The organism is Staphylococcus pasteuri (genome assembly GCF_030547725.1).
Taxonomy (GTDB): domain Bacteria; phylum Bacillota; class Bacilli; order Staphylococcales; family Staphylococcaceae; genus Staphylococcus; species Staphylococcus pasteuri.
Genome location: NZ_JAUOQO010000574.1, coordinates 1 through 255, shown reverse-complemented (window position 1 = coordinate 255; position 255 = coordinate 1). Strand labels below are relative to the sequence as shown.

Below are 255 nucleotides of genomic sequence, written 5' to 3'. Positions count from 1 at the left end.
CTACAAAAAGAGAAGAAGTTATTAAATTTATTGATGATGTATATTGTGGCTTCAGAGTATCTAATCAACTTATTTATCAAACCGTTAAATACATGATGGATTCTGCAAATGTAAAATCGTTAAAACAAATGAATCACAATATGCCTATTCTTTTAATATCAGGAAAAGATGACCCCTTTGGTGAATACGGGAAGGGAATTAAAATATTAGGTAAAATTTATAAAAAAGCGGGTATTAAACATATCACCGTACAAT

At 28.6% G+C, this 255-nt stretch carries 1 pseudogene; it reads left to right on the top strand.

From position 1 onward, the window contains the following. A pseudogene (locus Q4528_RS14775) lies at nt 1–255 on the top strand (alpha/beta hydrolase); the annotation flags it as partial.